Origin of the sequence: Brevibacterium senegalense (assembly GCF_000285835.1) — a bacterium.
Classification (GTDB): Bacteria; Actinomycetota; Actinomycetes; order Actinomycetales; family Brevibacteriaceae; genus Brevibacterium; species Brevibacterium senegalense.
In genome coordinates, this window is the sequence record NZ_HE978600.1 from 182,999 (window position 1) to 198,013 (window position 15,015).

Annotated in this window: 16 protein-coding genes; 5 read left to right on the forward strand and 11 right to left on the reverse strand. The window is 70.5% G+C overall.

The features are described from left to right. Nucleotides 1-31: 31 nt before the first annotated feature. Both HGBR_RS00870 and HGBR_RS00875 read right to left on the reverse strand, forming a co-directional pair. Entirely contained in the window at nucleotides 32-1,630 is a 1,599-nt protein-coding gene (locus HGBR_RS00870) for an ABC-F family ATP-binding cassette domain-containing protein (RefSeq protein WP_019157447.1), read from the reverse strand. Further along, nucleotides 1,627-2,301 (reverse strand): ribonuclease H family protein, encoded by a 675-nt coding sequence (locus HGBR_RS00875; protein ID WP_019157448.1) that lies wholly within the window; start codon nucleotides 2,299-2,301, stop codon nucleotides 1,627-1,629. The genes HGBR_RS00870 and HGBR_RS00875 overlap by 4 nt, the downstream gene beginning before the upstream one ends. Before the next feature lie 80 nt (nucleotides 2,302-2,381). Here HGBR_RS00875 and ypfJ point away from each other — a divergent pair, with 80 nt between their 5' ends. Further along, on the forward strand, nucleotides 2,382-3,284 hold the full coding sequence (ypfJ, locus tag HGBR_RS00880) for a KPN_02809 family neutral zinc metallopeptidase (protein WP_019157449.1): 903 nt from the start codon (nucleotides 2,382-2,384) through the stop codon (nucleotides 3,282-3,284). A gap of 36 nt (nucleotides 3,285-3,320) precedes the next feature. On the opposite strand, the gene HGBR_RS00885 is transcribed toward ypfJ, so the two are convergent. The 8 genes from HGBR_RS00885 to HGBR_RS00920 are packed head-to-tail and all read right to left on the reverse strand — an operon-like array spanning nucleotide 3,321 to nucleotide 9,899. Next, nucleotides 3,321-3,656, reverse strand: coding sequence for a metal-sulfur cluster assembly factor (locus HGBR_RS00885; protein WP_026077225.1), 336 nt, complete (start codon nucleotides 3,654-3,656; stop codon nucleotides 3,321-3,323). Between the two features lie 5 nt (nucleotides 3,657-3,661). Next, nucleotides 3,662-4,126 carry a Fe-S cluster assembly sulfur transfer protein SufU gene (gene sufU, locus HGBR_RS00890; protein ID WP_019157451.1) on the reverse strand — a complete coding sequence of 155 codons (465 nt, stop codon included), beginning with the start codon at nucleotides 4,124-4,126 and terminating at the stop codon, nucleotides 3,662-3,664. Next, on the reverse strand, nucleotides 4,123-5,394 hold the full coding sequence (locus HGBR_RS00895) for a SufS family cysteine desulfurase (RefSeq protein ID WP_019157452.1): 1,272 nt from the start codon (nucleotides 5,392-5,394) through the stop codon (nucleotides 4,123-4,125). Before HGBR_RS00895 ends, sufU begins: the two co-directional genes overlap by 4 nt. A 13-nt stretch (nucleotides 5,395-5,407) precedes the next feature. Beyond that, nucleotides 5,408-6,163 carry a Fe-S cluster assembly ATPase SufC gene (gene sufC / locus HGBR_RS00900; protein ID WP_019157453.1) on the reverse strand — a complete coding sequence of 252 codons (756 nt, stop codon included), beginning with the start codon at nucleotides 6,161-6,163 and terminating at the stop codon, nucleotides 5,408-5,410. Nucleotides 6,164-6,199: 36 nt separating this feature from the next. Continuing rightward, complete coding sequence (locus HGBR_RS00905) at nucleotides 6,200-6,508, reverse strand: non-heme iron oxygenase ferredoxin subunit (RefSeq protein ID WP_040364510.1); 309 nt, start codon at nucleotides 6,506-6,508, stop codon at nucleotides 6,200-6,202. Between the two features lie 2 nt (nucleotides 6,509-6,510). Then, nucleotides 6,511-7,662, reverse strand: coding sequence for a Fe-S cluster assembly protein SufD (gene sufD / locus HGBR_RS00910; protein ID WP_019157455.1), 1,152 nt, complete (start codon nucleotides 7,660-7,662; stop codon nucleotides 6,511-6,513). 54 nt (nucleotides 7,663-7,716) lie between these two features. Then, nucleotides 7,717-9,153, reverse strand: a complete 1,437-nt coding sequence (sufB, locus tag HGBR_RS00915) for a Fe-S cluster assembly protein SufB (RefSeq protein ID WP_019157456.1) — start codon at nucleotides 9,151-9,153, stop codon at nucleotides 7,717-7,719. Further along, nucleotides 9,150-9,899, reverse strand: coding sequence for a helix-turn-helix transcriptional regulator (locus HGBR_RS00920; RefSeq protein WP_019157457.1), 750 nt, complete (start codon nucleotides 9,897-9,899; stop codon nucleotides 9,150-9,152). Before HGBR_RS00920 ends, sufB begins: the two co-directional genes overlap by 4 nt. Nucleotides 9,900-10,020: 121 nt before the next feature. On the opposite strand from HGBR_RS00920, the gene HGBR_RS00925 reads away from it, so the two are divergent. The 4 genes from HGBR_RS00925 to sfnG all read left to right on the forward strand — a co-directional run bounded on the left by HGBR_RS00925 (nucleotide 10,021) and on the right by sfnG (nucleotide 13,966). Further along, nucleotides 10,021-10,947 (forward strand): ABC transporter ATP-binding protein, encoded by a 927-nt coding sequence (locus HGBR_RS00925; protein WP_019157458.1) that lies wholly within the window; start codon nucleotides 10,021-10,023, stop codon nucleotides 10,945-10,947. Continuing rightward, complete coding sequence (locus HGBR_RS00930; RefSeq protein ID WP_019157459.1) at nucleotides 10,944-11,684, forward strand: ABC transporter permease; 741 nt, start codon at nucleotides 10,944-10,946, stop codon at nucleotides 11,682-11,684. The genes HGBR_RS00925 and HGBR_RS00930 overlap by 4 nt, the downstream gene beginning before the upstream one ends. 46 nt (nucleotides 11,685-11,730) lie before the next feature. Next, on the forward strand, nucleotides 11,731-12,663 hold the full coding sequence (locus HGBR_RS15855; protein WP_019157460.1) for a COX15/CtaA family protein: 933 nt from the start codon (nucleotides 11,731-11,733) through the stop codon (nucleotides 12,661-12,663). 106 nt (nucleotides 12,664-12,769) lie between these two features. Continuing rightward, on the forward strand, nucleotides 12,770-13,966 hold the full coding sequence (gene sfnG, locus HGBR_RS15860; protein ID WP_019157461.1) for a dimethylsulfone monooxygenase SfnG: 1,197 nt from the start codon (nucleotides 12,770-12,772) through the stop codon (nucleotides 13,964-13,966). On the opposite strand, the gene HGBR_RS00945 is transcribed toward sfnG, so the two are convergent. Then, a complete protein-coding gene (locus HGBR_RS00945; RefSeq protein WP_019157462.1) occupies nucleotides 13,950-14,942 on the reverse strand; it encodes a heme o synthase in 993 nt (330 codons plus the stop codon). The two genes, sfnG and HGBR_RS00945, sit on opposite strands and share 17 nt — an antisense overlap. Between the last annotated feature and the right edge of the window lie 73 nt (nucleotides 14,943-15,015).

Here is a 15,015-nt window from a genome sequence, read left to right on the forward strand (position 1 = left end):
TGCGGCCGGTCGAGCGTCCCCGCGGTGACGCTCACGCGAGGGTGACGAGATCCAGGTAGCTCGACGACCAGTGGTCCTCGTCGCCGTCCGGCAGCAGCAGGACGCGGTCCGGGTCGAGCGCCTCGACGGCACCCTCATCGTGGGTCACGAGGATGATCGCGCCCTCGTAGCGGCGGATCGCGGAGAGGATCTCCTCGCGGCTGGCGGGATCCAGGTTGTTCGTGGGCTCGTCGAGCAGCAGGACGTTCGCGCTCGAGACGACGAGCGTCGCAAGCGCCAGCCGGGTCTTCTCGCCGCCGGACAGCACCCGCGCCGGCTTGTGCACGTCCTCGCCCGTGAAGAGGAACGACCCCAGCACGGTCCGTACGCCGGTGTCGTCCAGGTGCGGTGACTGGGAGCGCATGTTCTCCAGCACGGAGCGGTCCAGGTCGAGCGTCTCGTGCTCCTGCGCGTAGTAGCCCAGCTTGAGCCCGTGGCCGGGCACGACCTCACCGGAGTCCGGTTCCTCGACGCCCGCCAGCAGCCGCAGCAGGGTCGTCTTGCCCGCGCCGTTGAAGCCCAGCACGACGACGCGCGTGCCGCGGTCGACGGCGAGGTCGACCCCCGTGAACACCTCCGTCGACCCGTAGGCCTTCGTGAGCCCCTCCGCGGTGAGCGGCACGCGGCCGCACGCGGCCGGCGCGGGGAAGCGCAGGTGCGCGACCTTGTCCGCCGCGCGCTCGGCCTCGAGGCCCTCGAGCATCCGGTCCGCGCGCTTGGCCATGTTCTGCGCGGCGACGGTCTTCGTCGCCTTCGCCCGCATCTTGTCCGCCTGCGCGTGGAGGGCGGCCGCCTTCTTCTCCGCGTTCGCGCGCTCGCGGCGACGGCGCCGCTCGTCCGCCTCGCGCTGACGCAGGTACTGGCGATAGGTCATCGAGTAGATGTCGATGACCTGACGGTTCGCGTCGAGGAAGAACACCTTGTTGACGACCTCGTCGATGAGCGCGAGGTCGTGCGAGATGATGATGAGCCCGCCCGCGTACGTCTTGAGGTAGTCCCGCAGCCACAGCACGGACTCCGCGTCGAGGTGGTTCGTGGGCTCGTCGAGGATCATGGTGTCCGGAGCCGCGAAGAGGATCCGGGCGAGTTCGACGCGCCGGCGCTGACCGCCCGAGAGCGTGTCGAGCGGCTGCGCCAGCAGCGCCTCGTCGATGCCCAGGTTCGCGGCGATCGAGAACGCCTCGGACTCGGCCGCGTACCCGCCCGCCGCGACGAACTCCGCCTCGACGCGCGGGTACCGGTTGATCGCCTTCTCCATGACCGCCGGGTCCGGCGAGGACATCTGCTCCTCCGCCTTCCGCATCCGGCGGGCCAGCACGTCGAGGTCGCGGGCGCCCAGGATCCGCTCCCTGCCCGTCGACTTCGGATCGCCCGCGCGCGGGTCCTGCGGCAGGTAGCCGACCGTGCCCGAGGTCGTGACGGTGCCCTCGCTGGGGAGCACCTCCGACATGAGGACGCGGGTGAGCGTCGTCTTCCCGGCGCCGTTGCGCCCCACGAGGCCCACGCGGTCACCCGTGTCGACACGGAAGGAGACCCCCGACATGAGGGTGCGGGAGCCCACTGTGATGCCGAGGGCGTGGGCGGAGATCATGAGCGGGCCTCCCAGCCGGTGCGGATGAGGTGGGCGAGCAGGTCCTGCGCGGTCCGGCCGGTCTCCCGGGCCTCGGCGACGATGGCGTCCGCGAGCTCCTGCTCGAGCGGGCAGGAGACGACGACCGTGCGCGCGGGTGCGGGTGCCTCGGCGGCGGGTGCCTCCCCTCCCCCGGGACTGGTGTCCCCACGGTCACGCCCCCCGAAGCCGGGGCCGGCATCGACGGGACGACCCGCGCGCATCGCCTCGGCGGCGCGGCGGGCGCGGTCATCGGCCGCCTCGTTGAGCGGATGCCCCGCGTGTCCCTTGACCCACTCGAAGCGGACCCGGTGCCCCGCGGACTCACGGGCCGTCATGAGCTCGTCGAGCCGCTCCATCTGATCACGGTTGAGGACGTCCTCGCGGTTCGCCTTCTTCCAGCCCTGCAGCTTCCACTTGGGCATCCACTTGGTGATCGAGTTGATGACGTACTTCGAGTCGCAGAGGACGTGCAGGTCGGGTTCGTCCGCCGCGGCGGTGAGGAGCTCGATGACCGCCTGCAGCTCGCCGCGGTTGTTCGTCGAGGAGTCCCAGCCGCCCGCGGCCCACCTGTCGTCGTCGATGAACCACGCCCAGCCGGCGGGTCCGGGGTTGCCGAGGGCCGAGCCGTCGACGGCGGCGGTGAGCGTCACAGAGTCTCCGTTCAGGGGGTTTCCGGGAAAGGGGTGCGAGGGCCACCCCATGCTACCGGTGCGTGCCCTACTCTTCTGTCATGTCCTTCAGACCCGATGCGCAGCTCGACGCCTCACAGGTATCCCGCGGTTCCCGCCGGCGCGGCGGCACGATCGCCGTGGGCGGCGGAGCGGGCGTCCTCGTCCTCGTCGTGGGCGTCCTCCTCTTCGGCCCCGACTTCGCCCTCCAGCAGCTGACCGGCGGCGGCCAGCAGCTGGAGACCGGCACCGTGGGCGAGGACGACGACCTGGGGCAGAAGTGCCGCACCGGCGAGGACGCGAACGCGGACGTCGAGTGCCGCGTCGTCGGCACGGTCAACAGCCTGAATGCGTATTGGGCGAACGCGGGCGCCCGCGACCTGGGCGTGGACTACCGCGCCCCGCAGGCGGTCCTCACGAGCGGGACGTGGGAGACCGCGTGCGGGACCGGGACCTCGGCGATGGGGCCGTTCTACTGCTCCGGTGACGAGACCGCGTACTTCGACGTCGACTTCTTCGACGATCTGCGGACGCAGTACGGTGCGGACGCGGGCTCGCTGCCCGAGGAGTACGTCGTCGCCCACGAGTTCGGCCACCACATGCAGAACCTCACCGGCGTGCTGGCCCAGACGCGCGACGGGCGGACCGGACCGCAGTCCAACGCGGTCCGGGCGGAGCTGCAGGCCGACTGCTTCGCAGGGGCGTGGGCCGCGAACGCGGCGACGACCGCGGACCCGGCGACGGGGACTCCGTTCCTGCAGCCGCTCACCCGTGCGGACGTCGAGGCCGCGCTGTCCGCCGCCGAGGCGATCGGGGACGACCGCATCCAGGAGACCGCCCAGGGGCGGGTCACGCCGGAGAACTTCACCCACGGCTCCGCGGAGCAGCGGATGGAGTGGTTCGCGACCGGCTACGACGAGGCGACGCCCGCCGCGTGCGACACCTTCGACGTCGACGAGGTCTGAGGCGACTCGCTCTGAGTCGACCCGGCCTCAGCCGGATCAGATGTTGAAGCCCAGGGCCCGCATCTGCTCGCGGCCGTCCTCCGTGATCTTCTCCGGGCCCCACGGCGGCATCCAGACCCAGTTGAGTCGGAACGCCGGGACGATCCCGTCGAGGGCCTGGGCGACCTGGTCCTCGATCACGTCCGTGAGCGGGCAGGCGGCGGAGGTCAGCGTCATCTCGATGACTGCCACGCCCTCCTCGTCGACGGCCGTACCGTAGAGCAGGCCCAGATCGACGACGTTGACGCCCAGCTCCGGGTCCATGACGTCGTAGAGCGCCTCCGTCACCTCTTCGGGGGTGGCGGCGGTCGGTGAGTCGATGACGTCGGTCATGGTGATCACTCCTTCGTAGTAGCAGTCTGCGCGAGAGCGTCCTCGAACGCCACCCACGCGAGCAGCGCGCACTTGATGCGGCCGGGGAACTTCGACACGCCGTGGAACGCGGACGCGTCCCCCAGCAGCTCCTCGTCCGGCTCGCCGCGACCGCGGGAGTCCATGAGCGTGCGGAAGGCCGGGGCGATCTCCGCCGCGAACCGGTCGCGACCGTGGTCGGTCAGCAGTTCACTGGCGACGGAGGCCGCCGCCATCGAGATCGAGCAGCCCGCGCCCTCCCAGCGGTGCGCGTCCGCGCCGGAGCCGGGGCCCACCTCGACGGTGATCTCGTCCCCGCACGTCGGGTTGACCTGGTGGGACGATCCGAAGCCTGCGGGACGGTCCGCGGGTGCCAGGAGGGTGCCGGACCCGATCCGCTCGCGGGAGTGGTCGAGGATGACCTGCTGGTAGAGCTGGGTGAGATCCGTCATGCGTGCGCTCCGAAGAACGCGCGCACCTCGGACAGGGCGGCGAGGAACTGCTCGACGTCCGCGGTGTCCGTGTAGATCGCGGAGCTGGCGCGGGTCGAGGCCGTGATCCCGTAGCGGCGGTGCAGCGGCTGCGCGCAGTGGTGCCCCACGCGGGCGGCCACGCCGCGAGAATCGAGGAACTGGCCCACGTCGTGGGCGTGGACGCCCTCGACGTCGAAGGACACGGTCCCGATCCGCCGGGTCGGATCGAGCGGACCCAGCACGCGCACCCCGGGGATCTCGCGGACGCCGGACAGCAGCGCCTCGCCGACCGCGGCCTCGTGCATTGCGACGGTGTCCATCCCGATCTCCGTCAGGTACTCCACCGCCGCACCCAGGCCCACGATCTGCGCGACCGGCTGCGTGCCGGCCTCGAAGCGCTGGGGCGCGGGCAGGAACCGCGTCTCCTCCATCGTCACGGTCGTGATCATGGATCCGCCGGTCAGCACCGGGGGCAGCGCGTCGAGCAGGTGCTTCCGCCCGTACAGCGCGCCGATCCCCGTGGGTCCCAGCATCTTGTGGCCGGAGAACGCCGCGAAGTCGACGTCGAGCGCGTGCAGATCGAGCGGCAGGTGCGCCGCCGACTGGCACGCGTCGAGCACCGTGAGAGCACCCACCTCCCGCGCGCGGGCGACGAGACGATCGACCTCGTTGATCGTGCCCAGCACGTTCGACACGTGCGTGAACGCGAGGACCGCGGTGGAATCGTCGACGATCGTCTCGAGGTCCGTGAGATCTAGCCGGCCGTCGTCGGTGAGCGGGAGCCAGCGCAGCCGCGCCCCGGTCCGGGCGGCCAGCTGCTGCCACGGCACCAGGTTCGCGTGGTGCTCCATCTCCGTCACGACAAGGGTGTCGCCGGGGCCCACGCGGAACCGGGCGGCCTCATCCCCGCCCAGTCCCGCGCTGGCATTCGCGAACCCGTACGCGACGAGGTTGAGCGCCTCCGTCGCGTTCTTCGTCCACACGACCTCCTCCGTGTCCGCTCCCACGAAGCGGGCGACCGCGGCGCGCGCGGCCTCGAACGCCTCCGTCGCCTCCACCGCGAGGGTGTGGGCCCCGCGGTGGACGGCGGCGTTGCTGCGGGTGAGGAAGTCCTGCTCCGCATCGATCACGCAGGTGGGCTTCTGCGCGGTCGCGCCGGAGTCCAGGTAGGCGAGCCGGGAGCCGCCCATCGTCCGCTCCAGCAGCGGGAAGTCTCCGCGCACCCGCGCGGTCTCGAGGGGATCCATCGGTGGGCGGTCCTCAGGCGTCGACGAGGAAGCGGTCGTAGCCCTCGGACTCGAGGCGGTCCGCGAGCTCCGGTCCGCCGGACTCGGCCACGCGGCCGTTCACCAGCACGTGGACGTGATCCGGGCGGATGTACTGCAGGATGCGCGTGTAGTGCGTGATGAGCAGGACGCCCAGGTCGCTGCTCTCCTTCGCGGCATTGACGCCCTCGGACACGATGCGCAGCGCATCGACGTCCAGACCGGAGTCCGTCTCGTCCAGGATCGCGAAGTCCGGCTTGAGCATCTGCAGCTGCAGGATTTCGTGGCGCTTCTTCTCACCGCCGGAGAAGCCCTCGTTCACGCTGCGGGAGGCGAACTCCGGGTCCATGCGCAGGTTCTTCATGGCGGAGGACAGGTCCTTCGTCCACGTGCGCAGCTTGGGGGCCTCGCCGTCGACCGCGGTCTTGGCGGTGCGGAGGAAGTTCGTGACGGTGACGCCGGGGACCTCGACGGGGTACTGCATCGCGAGGAAGAGACCCGCCTTCGCGCGCTCGTCGACGGACATCTCGAGGACGTCCTCGCCGTCGAGGGTGACCGAGCCGGAGGTCACCTCGTAGCGGGGGTGGCCGGCCAGCGCGTACGCGAGCGTCGACTTGCCGGAGCCGTTGGGACCCATGATCGCGTGGGTCTCGTTGCTGTTGATCTCCAGGGTCAAGCCCTTGAGGATCTCCTTGGTGCCGGATTCCGTCTCGACGGAGACGTGCAGGTCCGTGATGCTGAGGGTGGTCATGACTACCTCTGTATTCGTTCGTGTGGTGAGCGTGTGTCAGTCGGCGAGGCCGACGAAGATCTGGCCGTCGCGCTCCTCGCAGGAGAAGACCTCGACGGGCTCGAAGGCCGGCGGCGAGGTGGGCTCGCCCGTGCGCAGATCGAAGGCGGAGCCGTGGAGCCAGCACTCGACGGTGCAGCCCAGGACGTCGCCCTCGGAGAGCGACACCTCGCCGTGCGTGCAGATGTCGTCGATCGCATGGACGGTGCCGTCCTCCGTGCGGGCGACGCAGACCTCGCGGTCGGACACTACGACACGCACGGCGGAGCCGGGGGCCAGATCCGCCGCCGCGAGGACCGGGACCATGGTCACAGGACGCTCCGGGAGAGCTCGTCCTCGATCTTCCGGCTCAGGACCTCTTCGACCTCCGGGATGCCGATCTTGAGGATGACCTCCTGGAAGAAGCCGCGCACCACCAGGCGGCGCGCCTCCTCCTCCGGGATGCCGCGGCTCATGAGGTAGAAGAGGTGCTCCTCGTCGAAGCGACCGGTCGAGGAGGCGTGGCCCGCGCCCTCGATGTCGCCGGTCTCGATCTCGAGGTTGGGCACGGAGTCCGCGCGCGCACCGTCGGTGAGGATGAGGTTCCGGTTGAGCTCGTACGTGTCGATGCCCAGCGCCTCCGGGCGGATGAGCACGTCGCCCACCCACACGCTGCGCGCGTCCGTGCCCTGGAGGGCTCCCTTGTACATGACGTTCGACGTCGCCTTGGGCGTGTTGTGGTCGATGTACGTGCGGTGCTCCAGGTGCTGGCCCGCGTCCGCGAAGTAGAGGCCCAGCAACTCCGCCTCGCCGCCGGGGCCGGCGTAGCGGACGTTCGAGTTGAGGCGGACGATGTCGCCGCCCAGGCTCACCGCGATGTGGCGGTAGCGCGCGTCGCGGCCCACGAGCGCGTCGTGCTGGCCCAGGTGGACGGCGCCGTCGTCCCACAGCTGCAGCGAGGCGACGGTGACGTCCGCGCCGTCGCCCACGACGATCGAGAGCAGCTCCGAGTAGCGGGCGAGGCCCTCGTGCTCGAGGACGATCGTCGCCTTCGCGTGCGCGCCCACCGTCAGGAGGGTGTGGGCGCGGACGGCGCCCGCGTCCGCACCGTTCGCGCGGATGACGACGGGCTCGTCCAGTTCGAGATCGGCGGGGACGTCGTAGTGCACGACCTCCGGGGCACCCGCGGCCGCGAGGACGGCGGGGCGGTCCTCCGGTGCGAGGATCCCGTGGGACTGTGCGGCCTCGGTCGTGATCGTCTGCCGGGTGACGCCCTGCGGGAGGGAGTCCTCACCGGTCAGCTGCGCGGACGAGGTCGCCTCCTCGAAGAGGTCGGCGAGCTTCTTGACGGGGGTGAAGCGCCACTCCTCCTCGCGTCCGGTGACGGCGGGGAATGCGGACGTGTCGAAGCTGCGCGGCCGGTCCTGGCGTCCGTTGAGGAGCATCGGCAGGCCGGAGGGCTTGTCCAGTGTCTGTGTCATTAGAGTTCTGTCTCCTGGTGGTTCCGGGTGTCTGGGCGGGATCGGGGGATCCGCTCAGCCCAGGGAACCCTCCATCTGCAGTTCGATGAGCTTGTTGAGTTCGAGGGCGTACTCCATGGGGAGCTCGCGGGCGATGGGCTCGATGAAGCCGCGGACGATCATCGCCATGGCCTCCGTCTCCTCCATACCGCGGCTCATGAGGTAGAAGAGCTGGTCCTCGCTCACCTTCGACACCGTCGCCTCGTGGCCCAGTGTCACGTCGTCCTCGCGGATGTCGATGTACGGGTACGTGTCCGACCGCGAGTTGTTGTCGACCAGCAGCGCATCGCACAGCACGTTGTTCGACGAGCCGTGAGCGCCGGGGTGGATGTGCACGAGTCCGCGGTAGCCGGAGCGGCCGCCGGCGCGGGCGACGGACTTCGCGACGATCGACGACTGCGTGTGCGGGGCGGCGTGCACCATCTTCGACCCGGTGTCCTGGTGCTGACCGGCACCCGCGAACGCGACGGACAGCGTCTCGCCGCGCGCGTGCTCGCCCGTGAGCCAGATGGCCGGGTACTTCATGGTGACCTTCGAGCCGATGTTGCCGTCGACCCACTCCATCGTCGCGCCCTGCTCCGCGATCGCGCGCTTCGTGACGAGGTTGTACACGTTGTTCGACCAGTTCTGGATCGTCGTGTACCGGACGCGGGCGTCCTTCTTCGCGATGATCTCGACGACCGCCGAGTGCAGCGAGTCCGACTTGTAGATGGGTGCCGTGCAGCCCTCGACGTAGTGGACGTAGGAACCCTCGTCCGCGATGATGAGCGTCCGCTCGAACTGGCCCATGTTCTCCGTGTTGATGCGGAAGTAGGCCTGGAGCGGGATCTCGACGTGGACGCCCGGCGGGACGTACACGAACGAGCCGCCGGACCACACGGCCGTGTTGAGCGCGGCGAACTTGTTGTCGCCGGACGGGATGACGGTGCCGAAGTATTCCTGGAAGAGCTCCGGGTGCTCCTTCAGCGCGGTGTCCGTGTCGAGGAAGATGACGCCCTGGCGCTCCAGTTCCTCGTTGATCTTGTGGTAGACGACCTCGGACTCGTACTGCGCGGCGACACCGGCGACGAGGCGCTGCTTCTCCGCCTCCGGGATGCCCAGGCGGTCGTACGTGTTCTTGATGTCCTCGGGCAGCTCCTCCCAGGACTGGACCTGGCCCTCGGTCGACCGCACGAAGTACTTGATGTCGTCGAAGTCGATGCCGGAGAGGTCCGCGCCCCACGACGGCATGGGCTTGCGCTCGAAGAGGCGCAGCGCCTTGAGACGGCGCTCGAGCATCCACTCCGGCTCCTCCTTGAGGGCGGAGATGTTCCGGACGACGTCCTCGCTGAGGCCGCGCTCGGCCGTCTGGCCGGCGGCGTCCTCGTCGTGCCAGCCGTACTGGTAGGCGCCGATCGCCTTGAGCTCGGGGTTGAGCTCGAGGATCCTGTTGGTCTCGGTGGTGTCGGTCACCGTGAGCCTCCTTGTCTGGGGTCCGCGCTCTGCTCGCCGATGAGGGGACGGGTGAGTGCGGACGTGGGGATGTGGGTGGTGCAGACGTGCGCGCCGCCGGCCAGGGTCGACAGGCGGCGGACGTCCACGCCCAGGTATTCGCCGAACACCTCGAGCTCCGCTTCGCAGAACTCGGGGAAGCGCTCGGCCACGTTGCGGATGGGACAGTGACCCTGGCACAGCTGCATCGACTCGAGCGGGGTGCCGGCGGCCACGGGCGACGCCGAGGCCGCGAAGCCCTCGCGGTCGAGGGCCTTCGCGAGGCGGCGGGACCGCTCTGCGACGGTGCCCTGCCCCTGCTCGCCGGGCCGGAAGTCCGGCAGGCGCCGGCTGAGCCGATCGCGCAGGCGGTCCGTGTGGACCCGCACGAAGCCCTCGACGACCTGCGGTCCCGCGGCCTCCTGCACGTAGTCGAGCACATCGACTGCGAGCTCATCGTACGAGTGGGAGATGCGGGCGTGCCCGGAGGCCGTCACGGTGTAGTGTCGTGCCGGTCGTCCGCGGCCGGCGCGCTGACCGGCCAGGGAGCGGACCTCGATAAGGCCTTCGTCCGTGAGGGCGTCCAGGTGGCGGCGGATCGCCGCCGCCGTGAGCCCCATCATCTTCGCGAGGGCCGAGGCGGAGATGGGGCCGTGGTCCAGAACGGCGCCCAGGACCCGCTGACGGGTCCTCCCGTCCTCGGGCGGAACCACTTCCGCAGCGGACACGCACACCTCCTACCGGTGGTTTCACTCGTTTCAGCAACAAGTCTCTTACCTAATTGTACCGATTGTTCCCCCCGTGGCCAGTGACCCGGATGTGCGGCTGCGCACAGTACAGTGGACGCTCATGAGCACCCTCCCCCTGCGCATTGAGCGACTCGCTCTGTCCTACGGCGGCTCGACGGCCGTCGAGGACGTCTCGCTGACGGCGGAGGCCGGACGGGTGCACGCGCTCCTGGGACCCAACGGGGCCGGGAAGTCCTCGACGATCGCCTGCGCGGCGGGCCTGCGCGTCCCACGGTCCGGCAGCATCCGGATCTTCGGCCTCGATCCTCGCACGGACCACACCCGCACCGCCGAGCTGGCCGGGGTCATGCTCCAGGACGGCGGACTGCCCATGTCCGCGCGGCCGCTGGCCGTGCTGCGCCACCTCAGCCGTCTGTACCGCGATCCGGCCGACGTCGATGCGCTGGCGGAGCGACTGGGGATCACCGGCTTCGCCTCCCGCTCGATCCGCCGGCTGTCCGGCGGTCAGCGGCAGCGCGTCGCCCTTGCGGCCGCTCTCGTGGGCCGGCCTCGCCTCGTCTTCCTCGACGAGCCCACGGCCGGACTGGACCCGCAGGCCCGGCTCGCCGTCGACGAGGTCGTCGAGGAGCTGCGCGCGGAGGGGACCGCGATCGTGCTGACGACGCACGACATGGCGGACGCGGAACGGCTCGCGGACTGTGTGACGGTCATCGATCACGGCCGCGTCATCGCGCACGGCTCGGTCGCATCGCTCACCGGTGCGGGCGACGGCGGCGCGCCGGGCCGCACCGCGACGATCGTGCTGGACGACGGCATCCCGGAGGAGGCGCTCATCGCACTGGCCGACGAGGGGATCGTCCACGTCGACGGCTCGACCGTCACGATCGACTGCGCGCCGGACGTCGACGCGCTCCACCGCATCGCCGGCGTGCTCGCCGCGCACGGCACCGCGGTCCGCTCCGTCGAGTTCCGCGGCAAGTCCCTCGCGGACGTCTTCCTCGAGCTGACGGGGAGGAGCCTGCGATGAGGGCGGACGTCACGCGCATCCTCGCGCAGACCCGGTTCGAGACGCTCACCGTCCTGCGCAACGGGGAGCAGCTGCTGCTCGCCCTCATCCTGCCGCTCATCATCCTCGTGGGTCTGGGCAGCACCGACGTGCTCGCGTCGATCGGCGCACTGCCCGCCGGGGTCTCTCGGATCCAGGTCGCCACGGCCGGAGTCCTGGGGGTCGCGGTCGCGTCGATCGCCTTCACGGGACAGGGCATCCAGACGGCGTTCGACCGCCGGTACGGCGTGCTGCGGCAGCTCGCCACCACTCCGCTGGGCGCCGGCGGCGTCATCGGCGGCAAGCTGGGCGCGGTGCTGGCCGTCCTCGTCGTCCAGGTCGCCGTCCTCGGCACGACCGCGATGGTCCTGGGGCTCGACACGACGTCGGTCTCCCCGGTCGGCACGGTGCTCGCCCTCCTGGCCGGGGCTGCCGCGCTCGTGTCGTGGGGAGTCCTCATGGCGGGCACGCTGCGACCGGAGGCGACGCTCGCCGTTGCGAACCTCCTCTGGGTCCTCATGGCCTCCGTGGGCGGACTCCTCTTCCCGCGCGACGGCCTGTGGGGCGCTGTGGCGGATCTCACTCCCCCGGGCGCACTGGGCACGGCACTGCGGGCCGCGGTCCTCGACGGCGCGATCGCGTGGGTGTCGCTGCTGGTCCTGACGGTGTGGACGGTCGTGGGCGCACTGCTGGCCCGCCGCTGGTTCTCCTTCGACTGACGACTACACTGTGGGTGCCCCGAACCGCCGTGAGTGAGGACGCCCTGTGACGACGCGCATCGACAGATCCCTGGCCTGGCTGATGCTGAGCGCGCAGTCGCTCATCATCCTCACCGGCGCGCTCGTGCGACTGACGGGCTCCGGTCTGGGCTGCCCCACGTGGCCGCGCTGCACGGACGAGTCGATCATCCCCTACGGAGAGCTCACGATGCACTCCGCGATCGAGTTCGGCAACCGCCTGCTGGGCGTGGGGCTGGGCGTCCTGGGCGTCATCACGATCCTCGTCCTGCTGCGCCGCTTCCGCACCCGCCCCGACCTCGTCTGGTTCGCCGTCGCGCTCACGGCCGTGGTCCCGGTCCAAGCCGTCCTGGGCGGGATCACGGTCCTCACCGGCCTCAACCCCTGGATCGTCGCGCTCCACTTCGTGCCCTCGGCCGCCGCCGTCGTCGTGTCGACCCTGTTCGTGCGCCGCACCTACGACTCGGGGCGGAAGCCCGAGGCCGTCGGCACCCCGCTCATGCGCGGGCTCGCCTGGGCGGCCCTGGGGCTCACCGCCATCGTCGTCGTCCTGGGTCTGCTGGTGACCGGTGCCGGCCCCCACGCAGGAGACGAGATGAGCGCGCGCAACGGCTTCGACACTCTCCTCATGGCCCGCCTGCACGCCGCGCCGGTCTGGCTGCTCGTCGCCGTCACGGTGGGCTCCGCACTCGTCTCCCACAGCGCAGTGCGCAGAGGAGTGCCGCACGCCCGCCGCCTGCGCCGGGCCTCGCTCGTCTTCACCGCCGCCGTCGCCGCGCAGGGCGCGCTGGGCTACGTCCAGTACTTCCTGGGCGTCCCGTGGATGCTCGTCGCCGTGCACATCATCGGCGTCTGCGCCGTGCTCATCACCGCCACCTGGCTGCTGGACGCCCACTACGTGCGCCCGCCGCAGACACCGGTCGCGCAGGAGAGGCAGGCGGCGGCCCGCGCGCCTGCATGACGGAGAGTGTCGTCCCGTGACGCGCATGTGACGCCTGCGCGGGCGCCGCCGCCCGGTCCGACCGAAGCTGGAGGGTGATCACCGCACCCCCCTCGGAAGGACGCTCATGAGCACACCCGTCTCACCCCTGGCCGACCTCGCGACCCCGCTGAAGTTCGCCTACTGGGTCCCCAACGTCTCCGGCGGCCTCGTCATCTCGACCGTCGAGCAGCGCACGGACTGGGGCATCGACTACAACCGGGCCCTCGCCCGCACCGCGGAGTCGCTGGGCTTCGAGTACGCGCTCACCCAGACCCGCTACCAGGCCAGCTACGGCGCCTCCCAGCAGCACGAGGCGACGGGCTTCTCCCTCGCCCTGCTCCTGGCCACGGAGCGCCTCAAGGTCATCGCCGCCTTCCATCCGGGCATGTGGCACCCCGGCGTGCTCGCGAAGTTCATCAACACCGCGGACCAGCTGTCCGGCGGTCGCGCCGCGGTCAACATCGTCTCCGGCTGGCTCAAGGACGAGTTCACGGGCTTCGGCCTCCCGTGGCTCGAGCACGATGAGCGCTACGTCCGCACGGAGGAGTTCATCCGTGCACTGCGCGGTCTGTGGACGGAGGCCGACTACCGGCAGTTCGGCCGTCACTACGCGATCGACGGGGTGACCCTGAAGCCCGGTCCCGTCGACGTGCCGCGGCGCGCCCACCCGGACATCTTCTTCGGCGGCAACTCGACGGCCGCGCAGGCGACCGCCGGTCGCGTCGCGGACTGGTACTTCTCGAACGGTCGCACCCTCGAGGACTACGCGGACAACGTGGCCGGCGTCGCCGCCGCGGCGGTCTCCGGGGACCGCTCAGCACCCCGTCCGCCGCGCTTCGGCATCAACGGGTTCGTCATCGCCCGCGAGTCGACGGAGGAGGCGCACGCGCAGCTGCGTGACATCGTGGAGAACGCCCACCGTCCGGCCGTCGAGGGCTTCCGCAGCTCCGTCCAGCAGGCCGGATCGTCGACCGGCGATGGCAAGGGCATGTGGGCGGACTCCTCGTTCGAGGACCTCGTCCAGTACAACGACGGGTTCAAGACCGGCCTCATCGGCACGGACGATGAGATCGCCCACCGGATCATCGAGTTCAAGAAGCAGGGCGTCAACCTGATGCTGACGGCCTACCTGCACTTCCAGGAGGAGCTCACGCACTTCGGCGAGGAGATCATCCCTCGCGTGCGCGAGCTCGAGGCCGCACTGGCTCTGGACAACGGCGTGGAGTTCCGCGCGGACGAGGCGGCGGAGTCGACCACCGCCCCGGTTACAGCCAGGGGTTGAGGAACGGGTCGATCGCGACCGCGAGGAAGAGCACCGACAGATAGGTGATCGACCCGTGGAACACGCGCATGGCGCGCAGGCGGGTGCCGGAGAGCCCCGCCTGCGCGCGCCGGATGAAGGCGATGCACTCCCACAGGAACCAGCCGCCGGCTGCCACGGCCACCGCGATGTAGAGCGGGCCCATCGGGGCGACGGGGATGAGTGCCAGCGACGCCCCGATCATCGCGATCGTGTACCAGATCATCTGACGGGCGACGTTCGTGGGCGGCACCTTGTTGGGCAGCATCGGCACGCCGGCGGCTTCGTAGTCCGCCTTGTACTTGATGGCCAGCGGCCAGTAGTGCGGGGGCGTCCAGAAGAAGACGACGAGGAACAGCAGCAGCGGCTCCCAGCTGAGGGAGCCCGTCACGGCCGACCAGCCGATGAGGACCGGCATGCAGCCGGCGGCGCCGCCCCACACGATGTTCTGCGTGGTGCGGCGCTTGAGCACGAGGGTGTAGAAGACCGCGTACAGGAGGATCGCGACGGCAGTGAGGCCGGCGGCGACCCAGTTCGTGAAGCCGCCCAGCCAGAAGATCGAGCCGAAGCCCAGCGCGAAGGCGAAGATCGTCGCGGCGCGCGGGGTGATCTCGCCCGTCACCAGCGGGCGGTTCTCCGTCCGCTGCATCTTCGCGTCGATGTCGCGGTCCGCGATGCAGTTGAAGACGGACGCGGACGCGGCGGCGGCGGCACCGCCGATGAGCGTCGCGACGACCAGCCACAGGTTCGGCAGCCCGCGAGCGGCCAGGAACATGACCGGTGCGGTCGTCACGAGCAGCAGCTCGATGACGCGCGGCTTCGTGAGGGCGATGTAGGCGAGGATCGTGCCCGTGAGGGTGCCCCGTCCGCGTGCGCCCAGGCGCCGTTCGTCGAGGGTCCGCTGCAGCGGCTTCTCGTCTGCAGAGGGGTGATGTGCGGACTGCGGGGGGAGAGACACGGTGTCGGCTGCGCCTTCCTGGTCGGGATCGTCCCCGTGATTCTATCCCCCGTAGAAGAGTTGTGCATGCAGG

What these genes read in the sequence shown, in the direction of transcription:
- sufC (WP_019157453.1), bottom strand. Translation starts at nt 6,163, where the DNA reads ATGACCACCCTCAGCATCACGGACCTGCACGTCTCCGTCGAGACGGAA.
- sfnG (WP_019157461.1), top strand. Translation starts at nt 12,770, where the DNA reads ATGAGCACACCCGTCTCACCCCTGGCCGACCTCGCGACCCCGCTGAAG.
- HGBR_RS00925 (WP_019157458.1), top strand. Translation starts at nt 10,021, where the DNA reads ATGAGCACCCTCCCCCTGCGCATTGAGCGACTCGCTCTGTCCTACGGC.
- ypfJ (WP_019157449.1), top strand. Translation starts at nt 2,382, where the DNA reads ATGTCCTTCAGACCCGATGCGCAGCTCGACGCCTCACAGGTATCCCGC.
- HGBR_RS00930 (WP_019157459.1), top strand. Translation starts at nt 10,944, where the DNA reads ATGAGGGCGGACGTCACGCGCATCCTCGCGCAGACCCGGTTCGAGACG.
- HGBR_RS00870 (WP_019157447.1), bottom strand. Translation starts at nt 1,630, where the DNA reads ATGATCTCCGCCCACGCCCTCGGCATCACAGTGGGCTCCCGCACCCTC.
- sufD (WP_019157455.1), bottom strand. Translation starts at nt 7,662, where the DNA reads ATGACACAGACACTGGACAAGCCCTCCGGCCTGCCGATGCTCCTCAAC.
- HGBR_RS00885 (WP_026077225.1), bottom strand. Translation starts at nt 3,656, where the DNA reads ATGACCGACGTCATCGACTCACCGACCGCCGCCACCCCCGAAGAGGTG.
- HGBR_RS00905 (WP_040364510.1), bottom strand. Translation starts at nt 6,508, where the DNA reads ATGGTCCCGGTCCTCGCGGCGGCGGATCTGGCCCCCGGCTCCGCCGTG.
- sufU (WP_019157451.1), bottom strand. Translation starts at nt 4,126, where the DNA reads ATGACGGATCTCACCCAGCTCTACCAGCAGGTCATCCTCGACCACTCC.
- HGBR_RS00895 (WP_019157452.1), bottom strand. Translation starts at nt 5,394, where the DNA reads ATGGATCCCCTCGAGACCGCGCGGGTGCGCGGAGACTTCCCGCTGCTG.